General features: G+C 55.8%; 19 protein-coding genes and 1 riboswitch. Of the genes, 10 read left to right on the forward strand and 9 right to left on the reverse strand.

Going from position 1 to position 24,432, the window contains the following annotated elements; all coding sequences use genetic code 11:
* Nucleotides 1-211: 211 nt before the first annotated feature.
* Nucleotides 212-2,017: an ATP-dependent nuclease gene (locus KORM41_RS03015; protein ID WP_068144305.1), complete on the forward strand. Its 1,806-nt coding sequence runs from the start codon at nucleotides 212-214 to the stop codon at nucleotides 2,015-2,017.
* Between the two features lie 230 nt (nucleotides 2,018-2,247).
* Here the strand turns inward: KORM41_RS03015 and KORM41_RS03020 are convergent, their stop codons facing one another.
* Together KORM41_RS03020 and thiC are read right to left on the reverse strand one after the other, a co-directional pair.
* Complete coding sequence (locus KORM41_RS03020; RefSeq protein ID WP_068144308.1) at nucleotides 2,248-3,087, reverse strand: class I SAM-dependent methyltransferase; 840 nt, start codon at nucleotides 3,085-3,087, stop codon at nucleotides 2,248-2,250.
* A gap of 234 nt (nucleotides 3,088-3,321) precedes the next feature.
* Nucleotides 3,322-5,160: a phosphomethylpyrimidine synthase ThiC gene (gene thiC, locus KORM41_RS03025; protein ID WP_068144312.1), complete on the reverse strand. Its 1,839-nt coding sequence runs from the start codon at nucleotides 5,158-5,160 to the stop codon at nucleotides 3,322-3,324.
* Nucleotides 5,155-5,302, reverse strand: a riboswitch (TPP riboswitch). Its footprint overlaps the gene before it by 6 nt.
* A gap of 312 nt (nucleotides 5,303-5,614) precedes the next feature.
* Between thiC and KORM41_RS03030 the strand changes: the two genes are divergently transcribed.
* Nucleotides 5,615-6,100 carry a GFA family protein gene (locus tag KORM41_RS03030; protein WP_068144317.1) on the forward strand — a complete coding sequence of 162 codons (486 nt, stop codon included), beginning with the start codon at nucleotides 5,615-5,617 and terminating at the stop codon, nucleotides 6,098-6,100.
* On the opposite strand, the gene KORM41_RS03035 is transcribed toward KORM41_RS03030, so the two are convergent.
* From KORM41_RS03035 to KORM41_RS03065, 7 genes are all read right to left on the reverse strand, one after another.
* Nucleotides 6,087-6,560, reverse strand: a complete 474-nt coding sequence (locus KORM41_RS03035) for a GNAT family N-acetyltransferase (protein ID WP_068144320.1) — start codon at nucleotides 6,558-6,560, stop codon at nucleotides 6,087-6,089. The genes KORM41_RS03030 and KORM41_RS03035 overlap by 14 nt on opposite strands.
* On the reverse strand, nucleotides 6,560-9,139 hold the full coding sequence (locus KORM41_RS03040; protein ID WP_068144324.1) for an aspartyl/asparaginyl beta-hydroxylase domain-containing protein: 2,580 nt from the start codon (nucleotides 9,137-9,139) through the stop codon (nucleotides 6,560-6,562). The genes KORM41_RS03035 and KORM41_RS03040 overlap by 1 nt, the downstream gene beginning before the upstream one ends.
* Before the next feature lie 179 nt (nucleotides 9,140-9,318).
* Nucleotides 9,319-9,930 (reverse strand): 30S ribosomal protein S4, encoded by a 612-nt coding sequence (gene rpsD, locus KORM41_RS03045; RefSeq protein ID WP_068144327.1) that lies wholly within the window; start codon nucleotides 9,928-9,930, stop codon nucleotides 9,319-9,321.
* A 219-nt stretch (nucleotides 9,931-10,149) separates the two neighbouring features.
* Nucleotides 10,150-10,680, reverse strand: coding sequence for a rhodanese-like domain-containing protein (locus KORM41_RS03050; RefSeq protein ID WP_068144331.1), 531 nt, complete (start codon nucleotides 10,678-10,680; stop codon nucleotides 10,150-10,152).
* Nucleotides 10,681-10,692: 12 nt separating this feature from the next.
* Nucleotides 10,693-10,950 (reverse strand): metal-sensitive transcriptional regulator, encoded by a 258-nt coding sequence (locus KORM41_RS03055; RefSeq protein ID WP_068144334.1) that lies wholly within the window; start codon nucleotides 10,948-10,950, stop codon nucleotides 10,693-10,695.
* A 318-nt stretch (nucleotides 10,951-11,268) separates the two neighbouring features.
* A complete protein-coding gene (locus tag KORM41_RS03060; protein ID WP_231727112.1) occupies nucleotides 11,269-12,996 on the reverse strand; it encodes a methyl-accepting chemotaxis protein in 1,728 nt (575 codons plus the stop codon).
* A 251-nt stretch (nucleotides 12,997-13,247) separates the two neighbouring features.
* Nucleotides 13,248-14,132, reverse strand: a complete 885-nt coding sequence (locus KORM41_RS03065) for an NAD(P)-dependent oxidoreductase (RefSeq protein WP_068144339.1) — start codon at nucleotides 14,130-14,132, stop codon at nucleotides 13,248-13,250.
* Nucleotides 14,133-14,244: 112 nt separating this feature from the next.
* On the opposite strand from KORM41_RS03065, the gene KORM41_RS03070 reads away from it, so the two are divergent.
* The 8 genes from KORM41_RS03070 to KORM41_RS03105 all read left to right on the forward strand — a co-directional run bounded on the left by KORM41_RS03070 (nucleotide 14,245) and on the right by KORM41_RS03105 (nucleotide 24,334).
* A complete protein-coding gene (locus tag KORM41_RS03070) occupies nucleotides 14,245-16,689 on the forward strand; it encodes a penicillin acylase family protein (protein WP_068144341.1) in 2,445 nt (814 codons plus the stop codon).
* Between the two features lie 97 nt (nucleotides 16,690-16,786).
* Complete coding sequence (locus tag KORM41_RS03075) at nucleotides 16,787-17,701, forward strand: flagellar motor protein MotB (RefSeq protein WP_068144343.1); 915 nt, start codon at nucleotides 16,787-16,789, stop codon at nucleotides 17,699-17,701.
* A 166-nt stretch (nucleotides 17,702-17,867) separates the two neighbouring features.
* Nucleotides 17,868-19,700, forward strand: coding sequence for an SLC13 family permease (locus tag KORM41_RS03080; RefSeq protein ID WP_068144346.1), 1,833 nt, complete (start codon nucleotides 17,868-17,870; stop codon nucleotides 19,698-19,700).
* 18 nt (nucleotides 19,701-19,718) lie between these two features.
* Entirely contained in the window at nucleotides 19,719-20,456 is a 738-nt protein-coding gene (locus KORM41_RS03085; protein WP_068144347.1) for an arginyltransferase, read from the forward strand.
* A 202-nt stretch (nucleotides 20,457-20,658) separates the two neighbouring features.
* Nucleotides 20,659-21,774 carry a TRAP transporter substrate-binding protein gene (locus KORM41_RS03090; RefSeq protein ID WP_068144735.1) on the forward strand — a complete coding sequence of 372 codons (1,116 nt, stop codon included), beginning with the start codon at nucleotides 20,659-20,661 and terminating at the stop codon, nucleotides 21,772-21,774.
* 7 nt (nucleotides 21,775-21,781) lie between these two features.
* Complete coding sequence (locus KORM41_RS03095; RefSeq protein WP_068144350.1) at nucleotides 21,782-22,285, forward strand: TRAP transporter small permease subunit; 504 nt, start codon at nucleotides 21,782-21,784, stop codon at nucleotides 22,283-22,285.
* A 3-nt stretch (nucleotides 22,286-22,288) separates the two neighbouring features.
* Nucleotides 22,289-23,875: a TRAP transporter large permease gene (locus KORM41_RS03100; protein WP_068144352.1), complete on the forward strand. Its 1,587-nt coding sequence runs from the start codon at nucleotides 22,289-22,291 to the stop codon at nucleotides 23,873-23,875.
* 18 nt (nucleotides 23,876-23,893) lie between these two features.
* Nucleotides 23,894-24,334, forward strand: a complete 441-nt coding sequence (locus KORM41_RS03105) for a thioredoxin family protein (RefSeq protein WP_068144355.1) — start codon at nucleotides 23,894-23,896, stop codon at nucleotides 24,332-24,334.
* Nucleotides 24,335-24,432: the final 98 nt, after the last annotated feature.

Consider the following 24,432-nt stretch of genomic DNA (forward strand, 5'->3'; position numbering starts at 1 on the left):
CGCGCTTATATCAAACTTTTAGGCAAATTGCGAACATGCATGTCGCTTGAAAGCGTCAAGCCTTCCACGAGAATAGATGGCAATGTTAAGTTCTAGAGATCAAATCTCTACGCGTGAATTGTATTATTCTAACATCACAGTTGCATTCGGAACACTTTCCGCGTTTATATTTGATAAAATAACCCCCTAATTAAGGAACCCTGGTCAGCAGATGGGTATTTTGATACGAAAAATTACTATCGAAAATTTTCGTTCGATACGCCGATTGAACTTAGACGTTCAAAATTTGTCTGTGTTGGTTGGAAAAAACGATTGCGGAAAATCTAACATTCTTAGGGCTTTGAACCTTTTTTTTAACAACCAAACCAATCCCGGAACCCCATTTAACTTTAGAGAAGATTTCAGTCTTGCCTACGTTCGCGTAGAGAAAAAGGCGCCACAAATAGTTGTTCAAATTGAGTTTGAGATTCCTCAATCCTACAGAGCTACAAATGGCGATATACTGATCTGGAAGAAGCGATGGCGGGCAGATGGCATGCTAGATGATGGTTACTATGGCATACGCCTCAAAGGCCCTGAAAAAAATATACGCGAAAAAGTCGAAATTCCTGAGAAATCCAACCTTCATAGCCTACTTAAGAAGATCGAGTTCCAATACATTCCCGCGATCAAAGATGCTCATTATTTCGATACCTTAAGAGGAAAGATATACGGCATCATCTCTGAAGTAGCTGCAGCAACCTTTCTGAAATCTAGCTCGGCTTTTGAAACGGCGATTGCGAACCACCTAGTTGATCTCACTACGGACATTACAAATGCATTGCATTTTGATACCAAACTCGCGCTCCCTAGGGACCTTAGCCACATATTTGAGAGGTTAGATTTTGTAAGCGGCGCTAGTTCGGTATCTCTAGACGCTCGTGGGGATGGGATTAAAGCTCGCCACATTCCTCTGATATTGAAATTCATGGCAGAGAAGAAGAGTTCATTGCAGACGCGAGGAGCAATGCCCTATTCGTTTATTTGGGGCTATGAAGAACCTGAAAACAATCTTGAACTATCAAGTTGTGTCGCTCTAGCTGACACTTTTGCTGAATACAGCACTAGTAATGTAGCCCAAATCCTCCTGACTACTCATTCCCCAGTTTTCTTCAATTTGTCTGCAAGAGAAGATGCCAAGGAGAGTACTATTTGCCATCATGTCTTCTTGGAAACTCCAGAGTCTGGCACAATGGCAGACTCCTCCGCCCGCGATCTAGATGAAAAAATGGGTACAATGACTCTGCTTGCACCACAAATTCAGGCGATAGAAGATAAGGTTAGAGATCGAGAAAGAGCCAAATTACTAGCCGAACAAGCATCCAATGAGAACAAAGCAAAGATATTCGTAGAGGGAACGACAGACAAACTGCTAATTGAAAAAGCTATTCGTGTTTTTCAGCCTGGAATAGAGCAACTCGTTAGCATTGAGACCAAGTCACCTGGCGGCGGTCATAGTTATGTTATAGATCACTTGACAGGTTGGAGATCTGTCCAAAAACACAACCCAGGGCTACCAAAAGCTGTTGGCGTATTAGACAAAGACCAGCCAGGTGCAAGTGCGAAAAAGACATGGAACTCTGAACCCAACAACACCCAATCATGCAAATGTTTTTGTTATGATACGCCAACACATATTATTCCAGTGTTAAGGGCAAATTGGCAGCTCCCTATTACGCTAGAGACTTTATATCCGAAATCTATTTGGGAATATGCGCTCGCCAGACACTACCTCGAACCTCGGAAATTGATTGAAATATTGCCCGATAATATCACCGAAGATTTGATTAACGAAAACAAGACAGCAGAAGACTACATGGATAAAGATTGGGAAATTTTCGTTAAGTACAAATTCAAGGAAAAAGGAAAATCACTGATCGCAAACCACATCGTTCGAAAATCCGACGATGATTTCGCCAATTTATGCCCAGCCTTCTTGCCCCTTGTGAACCAGATACAGCAGTATTTGTTCCAGTAGTCATAGACAAAGCCAATAGGTTCGACAGAAAAAGGCGGCCACGGGGACCGCCTTTTCTTTGTTCGTCACTCACCGGCTTGACCGGTGAGTCTATGTTTACCGCCAAAATGGATTCGCCGATCAGGTGGCGTACCGCCAGCTTCACAAACGGCATCCATTTAACCTATCAACCGCATATCCACTCGAAAGATGGACCCTGAAACAAGTTCAGGGTGACGGTATGACCCGCCCTACTCCGGCTTGCGGAACTTCAGCGTCATGCGGTCGCTTTCGCCGATATCCTTTGCGTCACCGGATGGCGGCAGGCGCCAGACATAGTCGCTTTCCGTTGGCTGGTCCTTCGGGTTCGCGTTCATTTCTGACGCCTCAACAAATTCAAAGCCCGCGTCTGTCACGGCCTTGATCACCGCAGATTGCTTCACATAGCCGTTGAAGCCCTTGGCCCATTCGTCGCTGCTCCCTTCTGGCGCGCGGTGCTGGACGATGCCAAGCGTGCCGCCGGGCTTCAGCACCCGCATGATATCCGCCAGCGCTGACTTGAGCGTGCCTGCCGCGCCGTCGTGCTTATTGAGGTGGTGGGTGGCACGCAGCATCAGGAACACGTCCACCGTGCCGTCCATTGAGGCCGGGAAATCCCCGAACAGATGGGCGCTGATGGCTGCTTTGCTGCCGCCGCGCCAGTCTTCCGCCATTTCGGTGAAGCGCGCGGGCCAGGCCTTGTGTTTGGCCAGCTTTTCAGCGTCGCCCTTATAGTCAATGCCCCGGTGGGTCATGGAATATTGCACGCCGATAAGCGCGCCATCGTCACCCAGATACGGCAGCAGGATGCGGCTATAGTAAGCGCCCGGCAGCGTGTCCGCGACCGTCATGCCTGGCTCAACCCCAAAGAACTCAAGCGTTTCTTTGGGGTGGCGATACTGGTAGCGCGCTTTGGCCTCATCCGGCTGGGCCGCCAGGATGCCGTCAAGCTTGGCCGACGCGCTATGGCCGTGGTGGTCTGCCGTGGCTGCGCCCGCGAGCATGCCGCCCATTGATAAAGCCACCGCAGCAGCTTTGAAGAAAGTTTTCATCGAATATCCCCCTTTAACTGTTTGACATCAGTATTCTTGATACGTGGCCAAACCATAACCGGATGACGGATAGGCGGCCAGTCAAACAGGAAGGCGCGAGAACAAAAATATGTGATCGGCGCCGGTGGCAGTTGGGGGGGATCAGGTGGCAGGTGAAAGCCTGTCATGGCAAATAAAAAGGCGGCCCCAAGGACCGCCTTTTCGGTATATTCGGTAGTGGGTTAGGCAGACACGCTATTCAGCCGCCTCAACCTCGTCCGCAGGCAGGTAGAGGTCTGCGCCGCGTTTGGCGAACTCTTCCGACATCTGCTTCATGCCTGTCTCCGCCTCTTCCTTCTTGGCGGCATAATCGCGCACGTCCTGCGTGATTTTCATCGAACAGAATTTCGGCCCGCACATGGAACAGAAATGCGCCACCTTGTGGGCTTCCTTGGGCAGGGTCTGGTCGTGGAAATCGCGGGCGCGGTCAGGGTCCAGGCTCAGGTTGAACTGGTCTTCCCAGCGGAACTCGAAGCGCGCACGGGAAAGCGCATCGTCCCGGATCTGGCTGGCCGGATGGCCCTTGGCGAGGTCCGCCGCGTGCGCCGCCAGCTTGTAGGTGATCACGCCTTCCTTCACGTCGTTCCTGTCCGGCAGGCCAAGGTGCTCCTTCGGCGTCACATAGCAAAGCATCGCCGTGCCGTACCAGCCGATCTGCGCCGCACCAATCGCCGAGGTGATATGGTCATAGCCCGGTGCGATATCGGTTGTGAGTGGCCCAAGCGTATAAAATGGCGCTTCATGGCAGTGCTTGAGCTGCTCTTCCATGTTTTCCTTGATCTTGTGCATCGGCACGTGGCCCGGCCCTTCGATGAAGACCTGCACGTCATGTTCCCATGCGATTTTGGTGAGCTCCCCGAGTGTCCGCAGCTCAGCGAACTGGGCTTCGTCGTTGGCGTCAGCTATGGAGCCCGGACGCAAGCCGTCGCCAAGGCTGAAGGCCACATCATACTGCTTCAGGATTTTACAGATGTCCTCGAAGTGGGTGTAGAGGAAACTTTCCTTATGGTGCGCCAGGCACCATTTCGCCATGATCGAGCCGCCACGGGACACAATGCCGGTCACGCGCTTGGCCGTCAGGTGGATGAACGGCAGGCGCACGCCGGCGTGGATGGTGAAATAGTCAACGCCCTGCTCGCACTGCTCAATGAGCGTATCGCGGTAAATCTCCCACGTCAGGTCTTCGGCGATGCCGTCTACTTTCTCGAGCGCCTGATAGATCGGCACGGTACCGATCGGCACAGGCGAGTTGCGAATGATCCATTCGCGGGTGTTGTGGATGTTGCGGCCGGTCGAGAGGTCCATCACCGTGTCCGCGCCCCAGCGCGTGGCCCAGACCATCTTGTCCACCTCTTCCGCAATGGAAGAAGAGACCGCCGAGTTACCGATGTTGGCGTTGATTTTCACCAGGAAATTCCGGCCGATGATCTGCGGCTCGCTTTCCGGGTGGTTCACATTGTTCACCAGCACAGCACGGCCACGGGCAATCTCAGAGCGCACAAACTCGCCATCGATATAGTCAGGGATTTCTGCGCCGAAGCCTTCGCCCGAACGCTTGAGCGCCTCGGCCTGCTTCTTGCGGCCCAGATTTTCGCGTACAGCCACAAATTCCATCTCGGGTGTGACAATGCCTTTGCGGGCATAGTGCATCTGGGTAACATTCATGCCCTCTTTGGCGCGCAAGGGGCGCTTTTTCACCGGAAATTCTGGCGCGAGATATTTGTCTTCCACATTGCCGTTGTCTTCCGGCTTGATGTCGCGGCCTTCGTATTCTTCCACGTCGCCGCGCGCCAATATCCATTCCTTCCTGAGCTCGGGCAGGCCTTTGTAGATGTCGATCTCGGCCGCCGGGTCCGTGTAAGGACCCGAGGTGTCGTAGACGCGCACAGGCACTTCGTTCGCGGTCGGATGCAGGTGGATTTCCCGCATCGGCACGCGCACAGACGGGTCGTTCTCAGACCGCACATAGATTTTCTTCGAGCCGGAGATAGGACCGGTGGTGATTTTGAAATCGGTATTGGCTGTATCAGGCATAAAAAGCTCCGTTCCTTCGCTGGTGTTAGCCAGATCAGGTTCTAAGGGTCACTGTTGCGCGGACATTCCACTCGTGGACGCTGCTTTCAGACTCTCAGCCCTTCTCGCCCTTATTGGCAGCGGGGCTCCCCTCGGAACACATGTGTGTAGGCCCCCGGTTTACGCTTCTTGCCTTGCCGGATCAAGGCCAATCGAACCATATCCGTTCAATAATACGAGTTATTTTGTCAGATTTGACCAGAGGCCACTTCCTGACGTCTGCGCACGTCATGATGCCAAGCATCTATTGGCCGGGCGATCAAGAACGTCATGAAAATCAAATGTTCTCAAGACTATCACATAACCTATAGTATTTATCGCCATGTCGCCGCAGCAAAAGGAACATATGCCCTTGATATGTAGCGCATAAAATAAAAAGGCGCCGGAAACGCCACCAGCATGGAGAGGTGAAATAATGACAGGCGAGTTTGAAGGCCGCTGCACCTGCGGTCAGGTCCACTACCGAATGACAAGTGTGCCACTGGTCGTCCATTGCTGCCACTGCAGTTGGTGCCAACGGGAAAGTGGAGGCGCGTTCGCACTGAATGCCCTGATTGAAAGTGACCGGCTGGAAGTTATCAAGGGAGGACTGGCGCGCCTTGACGTCCCAAGCGAGAGTGGCAAGGGCCAGATCTTGATCAAATGCCCGGACTGCCTGACAACGCTATGGAGCCATTATGCGGGCATGGGGGAACAGGTTTCCTTTGTGCGTGTGGGCACTCTGGAAGACCCCGCTGCCCTGCCCCCAGATGTGCATATTTTCACCAATAGCAAACAGCCATGGGTAACGCTTGGGAGCGGCACGCCAGCAATGCCTGAATACTACCGCAAGGCTGACATCTGGAAGCCTGACGCCATCCAGCGCTTCAACACCCTGATCGGTAAAATCAGAGAGCCTTGATAAAACAGTATTCTGTAGTGTTGGAACTGTCGTGCAGATCACGGGTATAGTCTTGCTTCACATAGCCCTCGCGCTCGTAAAATCGGTGCGCCCGGGTAAAGCGGGTATCTGACCACAGCTCCATTTCTGTTGCACCACGCGCGCGCGCCTTGTCTTCCACATGGTGAAGCAACTTCAACCCCATTCCAGTCCCGCGCAGGTCCTTCGAGAGATAGATACGCTTGAGCTGGAAGCGGTTTCCTTCAAGCGGCGCATAGGAAACGCAAGCCAACAGAGCGCCATCGTCGCCGTCCACCACATAGCCTTCTCCGCCGATGCCTTCAATGTAGCTGGCATAAGCTTTCAGATCCTCATCAAGGCCATCAGGCTCCAGGAACACGCCCTCATATTCGCTGAATATGCCGCCGATCAAGTCAATCAGGCCCTTTGCATCCTTGTCTGTAACCTTGCGCAACTGCATCACATTTCCTCCGTACTTGCTGGCGCTTCCGGCACACGCCGGGCTTTCAACCAACTATCCCGTGCAATAAAGCTTGCCCTGACGGCCTCAATCTCTTCATCCGTCAAATCTGGATGCCAAACCTCAAAAATCAGGACAACACGTAAATCATCGCTGTCGTTGCGGGCCTCATGGTCAAAACTGTCATCGAAGGCGATCAGCTTGCCTTCGACCCACGGGCGCCATTCCTGCCCTACACGTATCTGGCAGTTCGGCGGAACCAGAAGCGGCAGGTGAACCGTGATGCCGTGGTTTGAAAGACCAAAGTGAGGCGGAATATGCTGGTGCGCCTTCAACAGCGAGAAAAAAACCTCAAACGGCGCATCGCCAACGCAGACAAGCGGCGCAGCCTTAAGCACATCAAGTGTTTTCGGGAAGGCGCCAACAAGCGCTTCGTTGGCTTTGCCGTCCCTAAAGAGGTCAAGCGCCGTCCAATTCATGCTACCATTGATCGGATCAAAAGCGGCTCCCATATCCGTACCCGCATCCAGATATGGCCTACCGGCCTCGTCCGCTCGGGGCAAGGCGGCAAGAAGTTCGGCTTTGATGTCCGCAAATGCCGCTTCCACCTTTTCCGCCCACGGCATTTGATCACGCGTCAGAAAACGATGCGGACTGATACCCGGAATGTAGAACTCATGGGGTTTTTGATCGGCTTCCCTGTAACCTACAGGGTGATCAAGGTTTTGCACCCACTGGGCTTCCAATATTCTTGGTGCATTTCGGGTTGCCCCCTGATGCAGCGCATGCATCCTGCGAGAGATGCACTGGAAAGCAGCCTTGGATCGAAGCGCGGTTTCCGGGTCTGCATCCGCCTGCCTAAAGAGCATCGTCAACCGCCCGTCCACATCGTTTCCAAGCGAATATATCTGAGCGGCGAGATCCTCTTCACCCTGTTGCTCGAAGAAATATCCGGCATACAGATATGACAGAATATTGCCAGGCGCGGCATGAATGCAGCGCAGGTAGGCCGCTCGGGCACGCTCGGCGGTCCCTATCTGCTCTTCCACGACAGCCAGACGGTACTGCGTCGGCGCATGCATCGGCACCTCTGCGCCCCAGCGCCTCAGGTACTCAAGCCCCTGCATGTCTTCGCCCGCATCGAACGCCATATCTGCAAGGTAACGCAGAGCCTTCTTGTGTTTCGGGCTAAGCGCAATCGCCTGCCTCAGTTGTCCTGCGGCCTGGGGATCACCAGAACGGATAGTCTGCTCCGCCATCTGAAAGAGACGCTCTGCCTGCGCAGCTTGTGCGAAGGTTGTCCCCAAGAAATCCATACGCCGGCCACGACCAGAGAACCACTGGTCATACCGGTCCATGACTTCTGACAATTCTTGTTGCTCTTCTGAGGAAAGCGCTGGGTTCCATGTCTCGAATATGAGGTTGACCCGCAGGCTATCTGACTTGTTCCAGGCTTCATGCTCGAACGTGTCATCGAAAGCGAACAGCTTGCCCGCTTCCATCACTCGGGTCTCATCACCCGCGCGCAGCATACAGCCCTCGCCTTCTGGCACGATGATTGGCAGATGGACTGTCAATCTTGCGTTCGAGGTACCGTGGTGCGGCACGATATGCATGCCAGGCTGCAGCAGGCTGAAAAACACCTCAACAGGCCGCCCCCCGGTTCGGCAAAGCGGCAGCTTCTCAAGAGCTTCCATGGTTTTCGGAAACTTGGACAGTATACGTTCATTGGGGATACCGCCGTTATAAAGATGGATCGCGCTCCAGTCTTTGTTGCCGGCCAGCTTCTGCCATTGTTCCGCTTCCGCCATGTGCGTCGCAATATAGGGCGTTGCATCATCGAGCGACAAGGCGGCCTGAACCTCTGCCAGGATATCGTCGAAAGCACCTTCCAGGGCCTTACCCCACGTCAGGTCTTCGTGCCCAAACCATGGCTTGGGTGGTATGGCTGGCAAATAGAAGCGCTCTGGTTTCTGGTGTGGATCATTCCATACCGGTTCCTTCGTTTCATGGAAGCGCCAGCGTGCACCTTCGAGCGCGCCATCGTGAGCGATATCTCCCCAAACCAGATTTGCAACATACTCTTCAAGAAAAGCTGGAGCTCCTTCAAGAATGGCTTTTAGCGTGGGTTCGGCTTTGCTGTTACCGGACAAAATATCTGCCACAGGCATGCCCTGCAGGGCCAGAGAAAGACAATCAGCGGCGAGATCATCTTCACCTGCCCTCTGTGCGGCGCCACCCAAATATACTAAATTGGCCATGCCACCCGGCTGAAGCTTCAGGGCTTCCTTGAACGCTTCAAGCGCCTTGGCCCAATTTTCCTGCTGCATTTCGGCTACGCCCAAGGAACGCCATCCCTCGGCTGACAGGTTATCAACCTTCAGATAGTTTCGAATGGCGTGCGCGCTGGTCGCATAGTCTCCGCGTGCCGCAGCCCGCGCACTAAGGAACTGCCACGACGGCAAGGCATCGGGCTTACTGGCGACAATCTGTTTGTGCAACGCTTCGGCTTGATCCAGCTGTCCCTGTGCCTGGGCCTGCTGTGCCTGATTCCATAGTTCCTGAAGTGAGTTTGCCACACTGATCCCCTATACTTCTGACGCCTGTGTAGCCCATCCACCCACTCTCGCCAAGGTGCAAGCTGTCGCATACTTCCCTCATTGCCTGATTGCGCAGCAACGGAAGGCACGAACAACAAAAGAAAAGGCCGCCCAGCATATGCCGGACGGCCTTCCTGAAATGTCCAGACCCGCAAAAATTAACGGGAGTAGAATTCCACCACCAGGTTCGGTTCCATGATCACTGGGTATGGCACTTCGTCGAGCGCTGGAATGCGCACGTACGTAGCTTTAGGGCCATCAACAGCAACATATTCAGGAACGTCACGCTCTGGGCTTTGCTGCGCTTCCAGAACCATTGGGATGTTGCGTGATTTCTCACGGATTTCCACAACGTCACCAGCCTTCAGAAGACGGGAAGGAATGTTACAGCGTTTGCCGTTCACGAGAACGTGGCCGTGGTTCACAAACTGACGTGCAGCGAACACGGTCGGTACGAACTTCGCACGATATACGATTGCGTCCAGACGGCACTCAAGAATGCCGATCAGGTGCTCACCGGTGTCGCCGCGGCGACGCACAGCTTCGTCATAGTAACGACGGAACTGTTTCTCGGAGATGCTGCCATAGTAGCCTTTGAGCTTCTGCTTGGCGCGCAGCTGGATACCGAAGTCAGACAGTTTGCCTTTACGGCGCTGACCGTGTTGACCTGGGCCGTATTCACGGGAATTCACTGGAGACTTGGCACGGCCCCAGATGTTTTCGCCCATACGGCGGTCAATTTTATATTTCGCTTGGATACGCTTGGACATGCGAATCGCTCCTTTCAAATAAGCGCCACGGGCGGTGTGCTGTCCGAAAACCAGTGCACTATGGTGCCCGCGCGGTTCTTAGCTTTATTGCCAGAACCATTCATTAACGGGCGGGGAATATGGGAAACCCCGCCCCAAGTCAAGGAAAAAGCAGTAAAAAAGGCAGTAGCACCCCAAAGAATGCTCGGAAGCCTGCTTTTTGCAACGCGCCTATATAGCCTAGGACCGATTCCAGGGCATGCGTGCCAGCATCATGCCCATGGCACACGAATCCGTGACACCAGCAAAGACAAGCCCCGCGCCCACGGCGGCAGACAACCAGATAAAGCCCGGCGCGACCGTCATGGACAATATAGCTCCAACAACAACCAACGACCCTGTCGCAATACGCACCTGCCGCTCCAGCGACATTGTTTCCTTGTTTCGGTTAACAGGCAGCCCACCAGTGACGCACGCGTCGGTGCCGCCTTCAACAACCAGAACATCCCGGTCTGTATGCGGGGCAATGGCTTCCGCAGCCTTCTTGGCACGACCACCTGCTTTACACAGAATATAAAGTGGGGCGTCGCTGCCTTCTACTGCCTGCAGAATTTCTGTTGGCTTCAGGCTTTGAAGGGGAAACAGCTTGGCTCCCTGCACGTGGCAGGCTTCAAATTCGGCTCCAGTCCGGACATCAATCAGTGTCTCGCATGCTCCTGCGTCGTGGGCCTTCTTGAACGCCTCAACGGAAATCATTTTCAAATTTTTCATAACCAGAACTCCTTAGGCATATTTGCCAATCAATGTCTCAATGTCCATGTCGTCGCCGCCCGGGAGGTCCCCGGCCATCTTACCTTTGACCATACAGGCCAGCATTGCGTGCCCGGCTTTATCAAGCGCCTTCCGCGCGGCCAGCATCTGCTGCGCCACCTTGATGCAGTCCGCATCTTCGGCATCCATCATCTTCTGCAAGCCGCGCAGCTGGCCTTCAATTCTGGCCAGACGCACCTTCATGTCTTTCCTGTCTTGGGCAGCGATCATTTTTTGCTCCTATACTATACCCCCTATAGTATAGGAAAGCATATGGTCGCCTTCAAGGTCCGCCCTGCGTTTATTCCACATATGAAAATATTTGGTTCTGCAGACAAGCCTAAGATACGGTCCGGAAGGACGGATTGAGGATAAGATGGTGGATTCAGGCAATCGCGGCTCAGCTTGCTATTCGCTGAATATTACGACCGATGGATGCGGGCGCCGGAAAGCCCGCCAACCTGACATTGCTCCTGCCCCCCTTCGGACTGCCGCCCCCAGTCAAGTGACCATGCTGGCGACAAAATCGACATGGCCCGGTGTGGCCGCCTATTCGCTACGCATCGTGCTCAAGAAATTGGTGGCAGATGTGTTCAGCGTCTCGCACACTTCGCCAAGCTTACGTGAAATTGCCCGCGCCGACTGAGCGCTGTTTTCCACCCCATTGGCAAGTGACTGCACCGTCTCGATCCGTTCAGACACGTCGGCTGTACCGTTCGCAGCTTCCTGGATATTGCGGACGATTTCCTGGGTTGCTGCACCCTGCTGTTCCACAGCGGCCGCGATGGCACTGGTGACACCGTCGTTGTCATGGATAAGCTGTTTCACACCCCGTATACTTGAAACCGTCGCTTCAGTCTTTTCCTGCACACTAATGATCTGCTCGCCGATTTCCGTCGCCGCGGAACCTGTTTGGGTCGCAAGAGCCTTGACCTCTGTCGCCACGACGGCAAAGCCCCGTCCGGCTTCTCCTGCGCGCGCAGCCTCAATAGTGGCGTTGAGCGCAAGCAAATTGGTCTGTTCGGCGATATCCGTGATCAGCTTGATAATCTGGTTGATCTGCTCCGCCTGTTCGGCGAGCGACAGGACCGCTTCATCGGTGTTATTGATCATATCAACAGCGCGCGACGATCCTTCGCGTGATTCAGCAAGCTGGCGACTGATTTCCTGGATCGAGGCGGTCAGTTCCTCTGCCGCGCTTGCCACGGTCTGCACATTCGCGGACGCTTCACCCGCCGAGCCGGCAACCAAGGCGCATTCCTGGCTTGAGGTCTCGGTGTTATTCGTAAGCTCGCGCGAGGCAACGCGCATTTCCTCAACAACTTTTTGCAGGTCGTCCACTATGGTACCAACCTCGCCTTCGAAAGCCCCCGCGAGATCAAGCATCGCAGCGCGGCGGCGGTTTGCGGCTTCCTCATCCCGCTCAGCAGCGAGGCGGTGTGCTTTTTCCGCTTCTTCCTGCAGGCGGAGCTGCTCCTCGCGCATGCTTTCGCTTTTCTCCAGGTGCTTTTCGGCTTCGAGCTTCAGCTTTTCGCTCTCGATTGCCATTTCCTTGAAGACCTGAACCGCGTTCGCGAGTTCGCCCAGTTCGTCCTTGCGCGCCCTGTCCTGCACTTCGGTGTCCAGCTTGCCATTTGCCAGGGCACGAGTTGCAAGCGTAAGTCTGTTGGTTGGACGGGTGATGTTGCGCCCGATCCACCAGGTTACCACCCCGGAAAGCAAGAGCACGATGGAGGCCCCCATCAGCATATTCAGCCGAAAGGCTGCAAAATCGGCCTCGAAGTCATCCATATAAATGCCTGTGCCCAGGTAAATCTTCCAAGGTTCGAAAGCCTTTACATAGGTCAGCTTCTGGACTGGCACGTCAGACCCGGACTTAGGCCACATATAGGGCACACTGCCGCCGCCTTCTGTTTGCGCAATACGCAACATTTCCTGAATGAAGAAGAATCCGTTTGCGTCTTTCAGTTGGCTTTGGTCGCCGCCAACGAGCGACGGCCGAGCGGCATGGAACACGTTGATATTCGCAAAATTGTTAGCGAACAGATACTCACCGTCAGCATAACGCATCCCCGTGGCTATACGGCCAAGCTCTGCGATGGCCTCATCCTGCGTTATCTCCCCCGCCTGCACGCGAACATCCAGTTGGGCGGCAACGCCATGCGCCGTTTCAAGTATCCATTTAAGCGAGGTGATCCGATCGGACTGCATCTGGTCGTGAACCATTGCGAGCGCCATCCAGATGATGGCCAGCAAGCCCAGAGCCATGGTCGCCATTACTGCGGCAATCTTTTTTCCGATTGCCAAGTCTTGGGCAAAGGTAAGAAACTTCATCATACAATCCGGTAAAAACACTACTTAGTAGTGTTTTTAGGCGAACGACTATTAAGAATACCTTTACCCGTAGAGGTTTTTTGCCCCTTTCCACGTGAACTGAAGAAAAAGTCTAGCCGCGACACGGTTAAGTGTAGAAAACACCTTAGAAACCACGCCGCCGGTTAGAACCAACCACCAATAGAAATCGCCGCCTAGCCTCGGAAGCGGCGGATAAGACTCGACGTATCCTGGCGGTTGCCTCCCATCTTCTGAACATCGCAATAAAACTGGTCAACAAGCGCTGTCAGCGGCAGGGACACACCCATGCTGGTCGCTTCACTGAGCACAATCCCAAGGTCCTTGCGCATCCAGTCAACCGCGAATCCGAAATCAAACTCGCCGTCGATCATGGTCGAGGCACGGTTTTCCATCTGCCAGCTTTGTGCCGCGCCTTTGGAAATAACGTCTACAACCGCTTTAGCGTCAAGGCCGGCTTCCATGGCGAAATGCAGCGCTTCAGACAGGCCCTGGACCACACCGGCGATACAAATCTGGTTCACCATCTTGGCCAGCTGGCCGGATCCGGCCTCGCCCAACAACTTCACGGACTTTGCATAGGCCTGCATGATCGGCTCTGCCTCGGCAAAAGCGACCGCATCACCGCCGCACATCACCGTCAGCACACCGTTAACGGCACCGGCTTCACCGCCAGAAACCGGCGCGTCAACAAAGCCGACACCAGCCTCTTTCGCCGCCGCCGCCATAACGCGGGCACATTCAGCCGACGCCGTCGTGTGATCGACGAATACAGCCCCCGCCTTCATGGCTGTGAACGCGCCGCCTTCGCCCACGCAAACCTCTGCGACGTCCTTGTCTGCCCCGACACAGGCAAACACCACATCCGCATCCGCAGCAGCACCAGCAGGCGTCGGCGCCGCAAACAGCTCCACACCTTCTGCATCCGAATAGTCCTCAAGCCACTGCTCCGCTTTGGCGCCTGTGCGGTTGTAAACCGTTACATTATGCCCTGCCCTGGCCAGGTGCCCCGCCATGGGATAACCCATAACGCCAAGTCCGATGAATGCTACATTTGCCATACGCGCCTCCGAAACTGGACTAGTCAGTCCAATATGGTTAGTGAAGAGTGTGGCACTCTGTGTAAGAGGGGAAGTCGCAAGTGTCCAACATTTAGAGGGATGGGGAGGCAAAATGAACACATTCAAGGTCTGGTTGGCGGCAATCGCCGGCGTTATCGCACTATCGGTACTTCTTGGGGTCGGGTGGGTTAGAAGCAGTCTGCCGACCCTGGACGGCACCGTGACGATCAAGGGCCCTGAAGCAGCCATTACCGTCGCCCGAGACAAACACGGCGTGCCCCATATTTCCGCCAGCAGCGACCATGACCTCTTTTTCGCGACCGGCTATGTGCATGCGCAGGACCGCCTGTGGCAAATGGAAATGAACCGCCGCGCTGGCCTCGGCCGCCTCTCTGAAATTCTTGGCCCGGACACGCTCGGGATCGACAAATATTTCCGCACGCTCGGCTTTGCGGATCGTGCCGCATCCGCCTGGGAGAAGCTGGATCAGGAAACCCGCGCTGCCCTCAATACATATGCCGACGGCGTGAATGCCTATCTTGAGACCCACAAGGGCGCCTTGCCGCCCGAATTCCTTATCCTCGGTGCTGAACCCGAACCCTGGAGCCCGATTGACACAATGGTCTGGCAGAAAATGATGTGGCTCAGCCTTTCGGGCAACATGCGCCAGGAACTGTCACGCGCCAGGCTTTTGACCAAACTGACACCAAAGCAATTGGCAGCTATTTATCCCACTTATCCGGGCGACAGAGAACCTCCCTTCCCATACTTCAGCAATTTGTATGGGCTGCAGATTGATAAGACCATTGCCATGATCGGCGGCGAACTGCCGGAAGGCATTGGCTCCAACAACTGGGTCATCAGCGGCGACCGCACCAAAAGCGGCAAACCACTGCTGGCCAACGATCCACACCTGGGCCTGACCACCCCCAGCATCTGGTACCTGCTTAGGCTACATAACAGCACCACTGGTACAAACCTTGTGGGGGTTGGCTTTCCCGGGTCGCCGTCCATCATCCTGGGGCGGAATGACAGGATTGCCTGGGGCTTCACCAATACCGCCCCAGACGTGCAAGATTTCTTCATCGAAAAGCTGGTCGGGGAAAACCAGTATCTGACACCCGAAGGACCAGCCGATTTCATTATCAGAAATGAACTGATCAAAGTGAAAGGGGAGCGTGACGTCCTGCTGAAAGTGCGGGAAACCCGCCACGGCCCGGTGATGGACGATGCCCTCTCGTCACCCACCGAGTTTAAGCGCGAAGGGTATGTGCTGGCGCTGCAGTGGACCGCCCTCATGAAAGAGGACACGGCGATTACAGGCTTGCTTGCGCTCGCACACAGCAAGACCTTTGAAGACTTCAAAATGGCCGGCAGCTTCTATTTCGGCCCCGAGCAAAACATGATCTTCGCGGATACCGAAGGGAACATCGGCTATCACGCCCCGGCCCTTGTTCCCATCCGGCACCCTGACAATGACATCATGGGGCGCCTGCCCTCCCCTGGCTGGATCGCGGATTATGACTGGCAAGGCTTCATCCCCTACGGTCAGTTGCCAACACGGTTCAACCCGGAAGGCGGCATGATTGCCACAGCGAATGAGAAGATTGTCGATAACGACTATCCTTTCTACATGACACGTGATTGGGCCCAGCCCTACCGCGGCAACCGTATCCGCCATCTTCTGGACGCTACAGAAAAGCATGACCTAGAGAGCTTCACGGCTCTTCAACAAGACATCACGTCGGATATGGCGCGGGAAATGGCACCGCTCATTGCCGCTGCCGTCTCCGCGGGCGGCGAAAATGAAGACATCGCCAAAGCCCTTCATGCTTGGGACGGCAACATGGCGGCAGACAGGCCGGAGCCCCTAATTTTCTATAGCTGGCTTAGGCAGTATCAGGCGGCCCTGATGGCGGATGAACTGGGAGACCTGTATGGCGACTTTAAACGCTTACGTACACGACTGATCAAAAGCACGCTTTTCTGGTCAGACATCAAGCGCACCAAGATCGCGCCCGCTTATTATGAACAGCCACCCCTTGACCGCGACAGTGCGCTTGCCTGGTGCGATAACACAACAACAGCAGACACGATTGAAACCTGTGCTTCTCTTGCCCGGCAGGCCATGGAAGCCACCATCGCCGACTTGTCCGCGCGTCATGGTGCAGACTGGAAAAGCTGGCAATGGGGCAGCGAACATATCCTGACCCAAACTCACAGACCTTTTGGGCAAGTTCCTGCTCTAAAAGAATTTTTCGAAATAACCACCCCTATGTCCGGCAGCACACACACTATCAATGTTGCCGGTGTAAGCCAGGGGGACAGCGCAGTAAACCGGTCGACCTTTGGCCCAAGTTATCGCGGCATTTTCGACCTGTCTGACCTGGACAAATCGCTTTATGCGCACCCAACCGGGCAGTCAGGCAACCCGCTGTCAGACCATTATGACGACCTGTTCCCCATGTGGCGGGACGGTACATATTTCAGGATTGAGACCAAAGAATCCGTGCCAGCAGACAGCAGGCATATTCTGAAACTCATGCCAAAGCGTTAACCATATGCTTAAGCTTGAACTTTATCCTTAACACAAGGAATTCGACACACTATCGTAGCAAGCGATTGAAGCACCCTAGTGCTGGTGGGAGACAAGAGTGGCAGACAACGACGAAGTAAGGCCGATTATCAAGAAGGTCAAAAAGGTGCAGGGAGGCGGACACCACGGTGGCGCCTGGAAGGTTGCCTATGCCGACTTTACGACCGCGATGATGGCCTTTTTCATGCTCTTGTGGCTTCTAAATGTGGCTCCGCCGGAAACCCTTGCGGGCCTTGCGGATTATTTTTCGCCAACCACAGCAGCAGTTTCGGGCCGAACCGGCTCTGACGCTGTCAATGCGCCGTCCAGCGATGCAGTCGGCAACAACCCATCTCCTGTCGTAGCTATCACCGTCCCCGGCCCGCCACAAAGCGGCCCGTCAGACGGCGACAAGCGCGGCCAGACCGAAGAAGGCGGCGGGGATCCGAACTTCCCGAATGATCGATCTGTGAACTTAAAGGCCCAGGAAGACGCGGCTTTCGCCCAGATGCAGGAACAGCTCAGGCTTGCCATGCAGCAGTCTCCTGACCTTGCGGACATGTCTGACCAGATCATCATGGAAATCACAGAAGATGGCATGAAGATCCAACTGCTGGACAAAGACCGTCGCGCCATGTTCAAAAGCGGCACGGACGAACTATACGATTTCGCCCGGAAGCTGCTGGCTGAAATTGGAAAGTCCATTCAAACCCTGCCAAACCGGGTGACAATCCAGGGTCATACAGACGGTGGCGCTTTTGTCGGCCCGAATGGCGAGACAAATTGGGAGCTTTCCGCAAACCGCGCCAATTCCGCCCGCCGCGTACTGGATAATTCCGGCGTAACGCAGGACCGCTTCTTTGAGGTTGTCGGCAAGGCGGGCACAGACCCCCTGTACCCGGACCAACCGAACCGCACAGAAAACCGCCGTATTACCGTTCTCGTGCTACGGGAAGCGCCGGTTGTGCCACCAAACCTGACTGGCCCCAACTAGAGGGGCCTCAGCCGACCTACCTACTGGACAACTCTTCCGGTAAACTTTCTATTATCTTTTGACTTGTCCATAGGTGGGCACGTCTGTAACACTCTTTTCTTTCAAAAGGGGGGCTGCCCATTGCCGGGCATCCAGTAACAATAGAGCATAGGTACTTGGTACTCTTATGGAATTAATTGAACCAACCATCCAGATGTGGCTGACGTTTGCCATCGTCCTAGGTGCGATTGTCGCCTATGCCTATGACCGTATCCCGCTTGAAATTTCCTCCATCGCGACAATTGCGATGCTGCTTTTCGTTTTCGAAGTCCTGCCGCTTGTGGACACGAGCGGCAGGTCCCTTGTTACCACACGTGATCTGTTGCAGGGCTTTGCTGACCCTGCCCTGATCACCATCATGGCACTTCTGGTAACGGGCCAGGGCCTGGTCCAGACCGGTGCTCTCAACAGCCCGGCGCGATTGATGGTCAGGTGGGGCAAGAATTATCCGGGCCTTGTTATCCTGGCCTGCCTGATTATCGTGATGCTGATTTCAGCAATCATGAACAATACGCCAGTTGTCGTGATCTTCATTCCGATCCTGGCGGCCCTTGCTGACCGCATGGGCAAAAAGTCCGCCATGGTTATGATGCCGCTCAGTTTTGCCGCCATCCTGGGCGGGAACATGACCAAGATCGGCTCATCGACCAACCTTCTTGCAATCGGCGCCTTTGAACAGACCGGTGGCGACACCATCGGCTTTTTCGATTTCACCGTTCCGGGGGCGGTTCTGGCCTCTGTCGGGTTCCTTTATGTCATCCTGATCGCGCCGCGCCTTCTGGTTGACCGCGCAAGCCTCGCCAAACGCATGGCCAGCGGCGGCGGCAAACAGTTCCTGTTCCAAATGGAGCTGACGCCCGACAACGGCCTTGTGGGCCAACGTGCCGTGGCTGGCATGTTCCCGGGACTCAAGGAAGTCACGGTGCGGATGATCCAGCGCGGCACGGAAAAGCTATTGCCGCCCTATGATGACATCACCCTTCAGACTGGTGACATCGTGCTGGTGGCCGCGACGCGCTCTGTCATGACGGAACTTCTGAACGCCTCCCCCGAACTGGTCTCCTCCGCCGAAGGCGAAGATGTGGACGACAAGGCGGGTGAACGGCGTGTCATCGCAGAAGCTGTGATCGCGCCGGCATCACGCATGGACGGACGGACGCTTGCCCAAACTGGTTTCCGTGCCGAAACCGGGTGTTCGGTACTTGGCGTGCAGCGTCGCAGCCGCATGATCCGTGCCGCCCTCTCCGCCCTCAGGCTGGAAGCTGGCGATGTGCTTCTGATCATGGGCAGCCGCACCAATGTTCTGGCCCTTCGCGACAACCGCGATGTGATGCTGATGGAAAGTTCCGCCAGCGATGTGCCGATGCAGGAATTCGCGTGGCGGGCGCTCGCCATCTTTGGCGCGGTTGTAGCGACTGCCGCTTTGGAGATTTTTCCGATTGTGGTTTCCGCGCTGATGGGTGCAACGCTGATGATGATCACCCGCTGCCTCAACGTCCGGCAGGCATCGCGGGCCATTGATCGCCGCGTTTTCACCATTGTCGGCGCGGCCCTCGCCCTTGGTACAGCCATGCAGGCCACAGGTGGTGCTTCCTGGCTGGCGCACACGATGATCGAAGCACTGATGGGCGCCCCTGTCTGGGTTATCCTTTCCGGCTTCTTCCTGCTGGTGGCGGTGCTGACCAATGTTCTCTCGAACAATGCGACCGCCGTCCTGTTTACGCCGATTGCGGTTTCCGTGGCGCACGAGTTGGGCGTTCCGGCCATGCCGTTCCTGCTGGCGGTTATCTTCGGCGCAAACTGCAGCTTCGCAACACCGATGAGCTATCAGACCAACCTTCTGGTCATGGCACCGGGCCATTACCGCTTCATCGACTTCATGCGCGTGGGCACACCACTAATTTTTGTGGTCTGGTTAACCTTTACGCTGTTTGTTCCATGGTATTATGACCTCCTGTAGAAAGGATGTCATGTTGCGATGACCGACCAAGGCCTTCAATTTCCAAAGTTTTATGTCACGGCACCCTCGCCGTGCCCCTACCTTGACGGCAAGACGGAACGTAAAGTTTTCACCGAACTCAGGGGGCCAGATGCCGCAGCGCTGAATGAAGCGCTTGGGCGCGTGGGGTTCCGCCGTAGCCAGTCAGTGGTGTATCGCCCTGCCTGCGAGGGATGCTCGGAATGCGTTTCCGTTCGTGTCCGGGCCAAAGACTTCCGCCTGTCGCGGTCACACCGCCGGGTCGCGCGAACCAATGCTGACCTCAAGTCCGAAATTCGCCCGCCCCTTGTGACCGACGAGCAATATGACCTGCTGCAGGCTTACCTGAACACCCGTCATTCGGACGGAACCATGGCGGACATGACAGCGGACGAATACCGCGACATGGTGGAAACCAGCCCCGTGCCGACAATCCTGATCGAATATCGCCGGGCGATCGACAACAAGCTGATGGCCGTGGCGCTGACAGACGAGCTGTCTGACGGTTATTCAATGATCTACAGCTTTTTCGACACGTCTGAGCCGAACCGCAGCCTGGGCACGCATCTGATCCTGGATCATATCAACCGGGCGCGAGCTGCGAATCACCCCCATGTCTATCTGGGCTACTGGGTGAAAAACAGCCCGAAAATGAACTATAAGGGACGCTTCAGGCCGCTTGAGCGCCTGGGCCAGAACGGCTGGTATGAGCTGGCCGACGACGAGCTTGAAAAATAAGCCTCTTTTCCCTGTCCTCCCAATGATTTGACCACCAACTGGGCTTGCCCTCCATGGCGGGCGCTCTATACTGACCGCCGGCGCCCAACCAATGGTCGCCAGGGATTTTTGTAAGGGGGAGTTTCTCGTGCGTTTCGGTGCCAAAAACCAGCCAGCAAAAGGCAAAACAAAGAACACGGCTTCGACCAGCAGCGACACAGTGCTGAACCGCCGCAATCTGTTGCGCGGCGCGGGCCTTGTGGGCGCAGCCGCCGTGGTGGCGGCCTGCGACAGTGGCCCGCAACCAGGCGCAGGCGGTGCCCCCGCCATCGTCAGCAAACAGCGCCAGCTCAAGATGGTGACAAGCTGGCCAAAGAACTTCCCGGGCCTCGGCACCGGTGCCGAGCGCCTGGCCAAGCGCATTGAGGCGCTGTCGGGCGGCAGCATCAAGGTCAAGGTCTATGCGGCCGGTGAACTTGTCGGTGCGCTGGGCGGCTTCGACGCCGTTAGCCAGGGCAAAGCGGATATGTATCATGCTGCCGAATATTATTGGCAAGGCAAATCCCCGGCCTTCAACTTCTTCGCTGCGGTCCCCATGGGGATGACTGCCTCTGAGATGAACGCCTGGGTGCGTTTCGAAGGCGGCCAGGAACTGTGGGACGAACTCTCGGGCAGCTTTGGCATCAAACCGTTCCTCGCAGGTAACACAGGCGTCCAGATGGGCGGCTGGTTCCAGAAAGACATCAACAGCCTCGAAGATTTCCAGGGCCTTCGGATTCGCATGCCTGGGCTTGGCGGCGAGGTGCTCAAACGCGTGGGCGCCACGCCTGTCACCAAACAGGGCGGTGAAATTTTCCAGGCACTCAGCCAGGGCAATATCGACGCAACAGAGTGGATCGGCCCATGGAACGACCTTGCGTTCGGCTTCCATTCCATTGTGAAAAACTATTACTACCCAGGCATTCACGAGCCTGGCACGACACTCTCACTCGGCCTGAACAAGGAACTGTGGGAAGACATGACCCCGCAAGAGCAGGAAATCATCCGCGCGGCCAGCGCCGCCGAAAATGACATCATGTATTCCGAATTCACTGCCGGCAACGCCCGGGCGCTCGAAACGCTGATCAACGACCACGGTGTGAAGCTGAAGCGCTTCAGCGATGATATCCTTCGGGAGCTGGGCGCGATTTCCGCAACCGTGCTGGCAGACGCCGCCAAGGCTGATGCCATCACTGCCCGCGTCTATGAAAGCTTTGAGACAGCGCGCAAGAGCGGTATCCGCTGGGGTGCAATTTCGGAGCAGGCCTTTGCCCACGCCCGCAGCCTGATTGAGGAATAGTTCCGCAATGACGGCCAGGCTTGTTGCTGCGCTTGACGCATTCCAGGAAAAGAGCGGCCATGTGCTTGCGGTCCTGCCGCTGGCGCTTGTGCTTATTCAGTTTGCTGTGGTGCTGATGGTCTATGTATTCGCGACCGGCAGCATTCAGCTTCAGGAAAGCCTGCAATATATCAACGCCATGATGTTCCTGGGCGGCGCAGGTTATACCGCCGTCAAGGACGGTCATGTGCGCGTGGATATCTTCTATAGTCGTATGAGCGAACGCGGCCAGGCCATTGTCAACTTCTGCGGCACCCTGTTCCTCTTGGTACCGTTTCTTGTGCTGTTCTGGATCTCGGCCCTGCCTTATGTGATGGACAGCTGGGCCATCAAGGAAACCAGCGTTGAGGCCTCAGGCCTGCCGTTCGTCTATATCCTCAAGTCGACACTACTGTTGTTCGCGCTGACGCTTTCGCTGCATGCGGTTGCCGACCTGATGCGCTTCGGCGGCAAACTGGCGCGAAAGGACTAAGCCATGGATATGTCTGTTGTCCTTACCGCATCCATGTTTCTGGTCCTTGTCGGCCTTTTGATCTCTGGCTTCCCAGTTGCTTTCACCCTTGGGGGCACGGGGCTTCTCTTTGGCCTGATCGGCATCGGCACAGGCGCGCTGGATGCCACGTTCCTCGAAATCCTGCCCAACCGCCTGTTTGGCAATGTGGTGCGGAACGAGCTTTTGTTCGCCGTGCCGCTTTTTGTCGCCATGGGCGTGATGCTGGAAAAATCCAATGTTGCTGAAGACTTGCTCGAGAACATGGGGCGGCTGTTCGGCCCCTTGCGCGGTGGCCTGGGGATTTCCGTGACCATTGTAGGGGCGCTTCTGGCGGCTTCCACTGGCATCGTGGGCGCGACGGTCGTGACCATGGGCCTCTTGAGCCTGCCAACCATGCTGAAGCGCGGCTATAACCCGTCGCTCGCCACAGGGTCTATCGCCGCCGCCGGTACGCTTGGGCAAATCATTCCGCCGTCCATCGTGCTGATCCTTCTCGCCGACGTGCTCTCAAGCGCCTGGCAGCAGGCACAGCTTAATCAGGGGATATTCTCCCCCACGCCCATGAGCGCAGGCGAGCTGTTCGCTGGCGCCCTGGTGCCAGGGCTGATGCTGGTCGGGCTCTATATCCTGTATCAGGTCTTTATTGCCATTGTCAGGCCGTCCGCCAGCCCTGCCATTCCGGCCAAAGAAGGCGAAAAGCTGGATGCGGGCTTTTACGGCCGCCTGTTGCTGGCGCTTCTGCCGCCTCTTATCCTAATTGTGGCCGTGCTGGGGTCCATCCTGACAGGCATCGCTACGCCGACCGAGGCAGCATCCGTTGGCGCGATTGGCGCGATCCTTCTGGGGGCTGCACGGCTGCAGGCCCGAATGCGCATGATCGTGATCGCCACGCTGATCGCCCTTCTTGGGCTGCTTGCCATCGCGAATTATGCTGACCTCCGTATGGCGCGCGAGGTGGTGCCAACGGCCGACAAGGTTGCCTATTATCTTGCGATTGTGCTGACGCTGGTGTTCACCGCAGGCCTGTGCGCCGCGCTCCTGCGCACCCACAAGACCGGTGTGCTCGGCGAAGTGATGCGCTCCACCGTTCGTATCACCAGCATGATCTATGGTATCCTCATCGGTGCCGCGCTCTTCTCGCTGGTGTTCCGGGGCCTTGGCGGGGACGAAATCATCGAGAACATGCTGCACGGCCTGCCAGGCGGCCAGTTTACCGCCATCCTTCTCGTGATGGTGCTGATGTTCGTTCTAGGCTTCTTCCTTGATTTCATCGAAATCACCTTTGTCGTTGTGCCTGTCGTCGCCCCTGCACTGTTGGCCATGGACGGCACCTATGGCCCGATCTGGCTTGGTGTTCTGATGGCAATGAACCTGCAGACCAGCTTCCTCACGCCGCCCTTCGGCTTTGCGCTCTTTTACCTGCGCGGCGTTGTACCTGAAAGCGTGCCGACAACCGCCATATACAGGGGCGTTATTCCCTTCGTGATCATCCAGGTATTGGCGCTGATTGTAATCGCGTTCGAGCCTGAAATCGTTACCTGGCTTCCCAACAAGCTGTTCGGCGGCTAACCCTGATAGGCATCTCTTATGAAAGCGAAACTCAACAAGCTTTGGGCCATGTTAGGCGTCACTGGCGTTATCGCCGTCATTCTTGGCAGCGCGCTCATCTACATGAACCTGCGGTCCGCTGACCCGATCCTGCCAGGCTGGGAAGAATACAGCCCTGCGCGTTTCGAAGAACTGATGGCCAGCGGTGAGCCGGTACTGGTGGAAATCTACGCCAGCTGGTGTCCAACATGCCTGTTGCAGCACCGCGCTTTCGAAGAACTTCATGAAACAGGCCGCGCACCAGAAATCCGTGCCGTCAGGGTCGATTTCGACCGCGATACCAGCTTCATCCAGGCGCACGGATATCAGGGCACCGGTATGCTCGTGCTGTTCAAGAACGGTCGGGAAGTCGCCCGCGAGGCCGGACTGGTCAGCGGGGACAAGATCCTCGGCTTCCTCACGGCAAATGGTATCAACTGACACCGCACGCCGCCGAAAGCCTGCTATTCGTTTTTGAAGCTACCGACCGCGCTACCCCGCCCTATATCAAGCCTATCGATATATGTGAGGGACAAGAC

Source organism: Kordiimonas lipolytica, from assembly GCF_001550065.1.